This is a genomic window from Pseudomonadota bacterium, assembly GCA_022361155.1.
GTDB lineage: Bacteria > Myxococcota_A > Polyangia > Polyangiales > JAKSBK01 > JAKSBK01.
In genome coordinates this window covers 1-3,334 of the sequence record JAKSBK010000009.1, presented here as the reverse complement: position 1 = coordinate 3,334, position 3,334 = coordinate 1, and the positions used below count along the sequence as shown (strand labels likewise).

4 protein-coding genes are annotated in these 3,334 nt (G+C 64.2%); 1 reads left to right on the top strand and 3 read right to left on the bottom strand.

The window, feature by feature from the left end:
- Together MJD61_00315 and MJD61_00310 are read right to left on the bottom strand one after the other, a co-directional pair.
- A partial coding sequence (locus MJD61_00315) for an NAD(P)(+) transhydrogenase (Re/Si-specific) subunit alpha (protein MCG8553722.1) occupies nucleotides 1-485 on the bottom strand: 485 nt, incomplete at its 3' end.
- Between the two features lie 118 nt (nucleotides 486-603).
- On the bottom strand, nucleotides 604-957 hold the full coding sequence (locus MJD61_00310) for a ferredoxin family protein (protein ID MCG8553721.1): 354 nt from the start codon (nucleotides 955-957) through the stop codon (nucleotides 604-606).
- Between the two features lie 334 nt (nucleotides 958-1,291).
- Between MJD61_00310 and MJD61_00305 the strand changes: the two genes are divergently transcribed.
- Nucleotides 1,292-2,653, top strand: a complete 1,362-nt coding sequence (locus tag MJD61_00305; protein ID MCG8553720.1) for a hypothetical protein — start codon at nucleotides 1,292-1,294, stop codon at nucleotides 2,651-2,653.
- Nucleotides 2,654-2,671: 18 nt separating this feature from the next.
- On the opposite strand, the gene MJD61_00300 is transcribed toward MJD61_00305, so the two are convergent.
- On the bottom strand, nucleotides 2,672-3,091 hold the full coding sequence (locus MJD61_00300; protein MCG8553719.1) for an OsmC family protein: 420 nt from the start codon (nucleotides 3,089-3,091) through the stop codon (nucleotides 2,672-2,674).
- Nucleotides 3,092-3,334 lie beyond the last annotated feature (243 nt).

Genomic DNA, 3,334 nt, shown 5'->3' with positions numbered 1-3,334 from the left:
GCGGTCACTTGGGCGCTGAAGAAGCCGTTGTACGTGGTCGACGCTTCGAGAACGGCACGGTAGCCGATCAGATTGGACATCGAGCTCAGCACGTCCATCTTCTGGGCACGCGTGATTCGCGGAACGCTGTCGAGGGACAGCGTGTTTACGCCTTTGGCGGCAAGAATACGCAGCAACGAGTCATTGCGTTTGGGATAGATCAGGCTGATCAGCGTGGTACCACGCGCCAGCAGTCCGATCTCGGTCTCGCTGGGCGGGTTCACCTTGATCACGATCGAGGCGCTCTGGAGCAGCGCGCGCCGATCCGACTCGATCTCGGCGCCCGCCTCGCGATACGCGTCGTCGGAATGTCCGGAGCCTTCACCCGCCCCGGCCTCAACGGTCACGGTAAAGCCCAACTCCTTGTACTTCGCCACGTTCTCAGGAATGGCCGCCACCCGCTTCTCCTCGGGGATGCGCTCCTTTAGGACTGCTAGACGAGTCACGGGACCTCCACAGGCGCCGGACCATACAACAATGCCGCCCCAAACGTCGACTGGACTTGCAGCGTTTGTGATGATCTGGCAGCGACGAGGACCAGGCCGCCGGCGCGGGCCGATCGGGCTAGGCCTCCAGCCCCCACTTGGCCTTGTTCTCGGCTACTTGCTCCGGGGTCGGTGTGGGCTTTTCCTCGTGCTCGGCTACCGAGAAGTCGTCCTGGACATCCACCATGCGGGCGTTCAGCTCGATGTCTTCCTGAAGCAGCTCCGGCACGGCCTCGTCTTCGTAGATGGCTTCCCAGGGACACTCGGGCTCGCAGGCTGCACAATTAATGCACTCCTCGGGCTGGATGTAGAGCTGGTTGGGGAACGAGGCCTTGTCATCGCCGTCGTACTGGTAGATGCAGTCGACCGGGCAGACATCCACACAAGCCTGGTCGACACAGTCACGGCACAACCTCGTAATGACCCACGTCATGGCCACTGTCCTTTCCGCATGCGCTGCATGCATACCACCCGAGCCGCAGGCAGTCCCAGCGCAGGCCTTGCCCGCACGATGGATGCGGCGGAGCGTTGCGACGGGCCAGCACCTGAAGCTCGTCAACCCGACCGCCAGGCGTTGGGCGCGCCACGGACTCTGTGCAGCGCCGGGCTCCGATTGTCAATACTTCTGCGTCTCACGCGTGGGCCACAACCCCCGGTTGTGCCCAGCGCCTGGCCGGCGTGTCCAGCGAACCGACCGAGGACGTCGTTCGAGGCACTGGCGCCCTCGCGATGACCTGGGTACTCTGGAGACCCCTGCGAGGAAGCTCATGAATCAACTACGAGAACTGGCGGACGCACCGAAGCACATAGTGGTGATCTGCGGTGGAGCGGTGGCGGGCTCCGAGGCCGCCGCGTTGTGCGCCGCCCGGGGCGCGCTGGTCGTCGTGGTTGAGCAGAACCCGCGTCCCTTTGGCAAGATCGAGGACGGACTGCCGCGCTGGCACGAGAAGCTCCGCGACAAGGAGTACCAGCGAATTGGCGCCAACCTCACCCAGCCTGGTGTGCTGCTCATGCCGGAGACCCGGCTGGGGCGCGATATCGGGTGGCAGGAGCTGCTCGATCGCTGGCAGCCCAGCGCGGTCATTCTGGCCAACGGCGCCTGGCGCGATCGCCCGGTTCCGGTCGAGGGTATCGATCAGTATGTCGATCGCGGGCTCGTGTACCAGAACCCCTTTGTGTATTGGTTTAACCACTACCACGAAAAGGGCTACTCGGGACCGCGCTACGAGGCCTTGGACGAGACCATGGTGCTCGGTGGTGGTCTCGCCTCGATCGACGTGGTGAAGATCATCAACCTGGAGCTGTACGCGGCCGCGCTGCGCAAGCGAGGCATCGACATCTCGGTGGTCGAGCTGGAACACCGGGGTATCGACCGGATTGTTGCCAGGCACGGACTCAAGGCCGAGGAGCTAGGGGTCAAGGGCTGCACGCTCTACTATCGCAGGCGCAAGAAGGACATGCCGCTCGCCAGCCCGCCCCCGAATGCCACGCCGGAGCAGCTGCGCAAGACCGAAACCGTGCGTACCAAGGTCATGGACAACTGCATCAAGAAGTACCTGGTGCGACTCGAGGAGTGCCACGCGCCCGTCGGCGCCGTCATCGAGAACGACCGCCTGGTCGGGATTCGTTTCAGGCGCACCGAGATGCGCGATGGGAGGCTTGTGCAGCTTGACGGCACCGACTACGACGTGCGCGCACCGCTGGTGATCAGCTCGATCGGGAGCGTACCCGAACCTCTTCCGGGCATCCCAACCAAGGGAGAGCTCTACGACTACACCAACTGGGACACGGGCGAGCTCAGAGGCCTTTCGGGTGTCTTCGGCCTCGGCAACGTGCTCACAGGCAAGGGCAACATCAAGGAGAGCCGCGTCAACGCCAAGGAGGTAGGCGAGCAGATCGTGTCGGGCTACCTTGGGCTGGACAGCTCGGAGGCTTCCACGGCAGCCATGAGCGACGAGGTTCATGCCGCGGCGCGTGCGGCGGCCGAGCCGCTCGCGGAAAAGGCCCTGAGCGGCAAGGCCGCGCCTGCGAGCGCGGTCGCTCGAGTGCTCGAAAACGTAGAGCGGCGCTGGCAGCAGGTTGGCTACGACGGGGACTACCGGGCTTGGCTCGAGCGCCATCCGGCCTGAGCATCAATCCGTCAACACCTAAGCTAGCGTGGCGCTGAGCTTGATTTCCGTGCCCGCGTAGAGCCTCGAAATCGGACACTTCTCCTTGGCGGCTTGGGCCAGCTCGACGAACTTGTCCTGGTCGAGCCCCGGCACCTTGGCGTTGCACACCAATTCGATCGAGGTGATCTTGGGGCCACCGTCGTCGCCGAGGTGGACCGTGGCCTTGGTTTCCACACTCTCGGGCGTGAGGCTCTCCTTGCTGATGAGGGCCGACAGGAACATGGAGTAGCAGCCCGCGTGGGCCGCGCCTACCATCTCCTCTGGGTTGGTACCGCCGCCCTGCTCGAAACGCGAGGCAAACGTGAAGGGGCCCTCGTAAGCGGTGCCTACCTTGAGCAAGCCCCTGCCTTCTTTCAGGGTTCCGTTCCAAGTCGCTGATGATGTTCGGACTGCCATTTCGTGATCTCCTTAGCTTCCCGCGAAGCGACCGTAGCACCCATCGAGGCCGCGTGTCGATCGCTACCCCTAACCTAGTGCCCGTCCCGAAACTCACTCCCGTCGCCTGGCTTGCGGCGCGGGGCCGTCTGCCGCGTCGTCTCACGCTCGACCCTGCTCGATTCCAACCGCATGCGCTGCATTTCCTCGGTTCGCCGACACGCCATCCGACCCCGCGGCGCTGCGCCATGCTCGGTCCGGAGT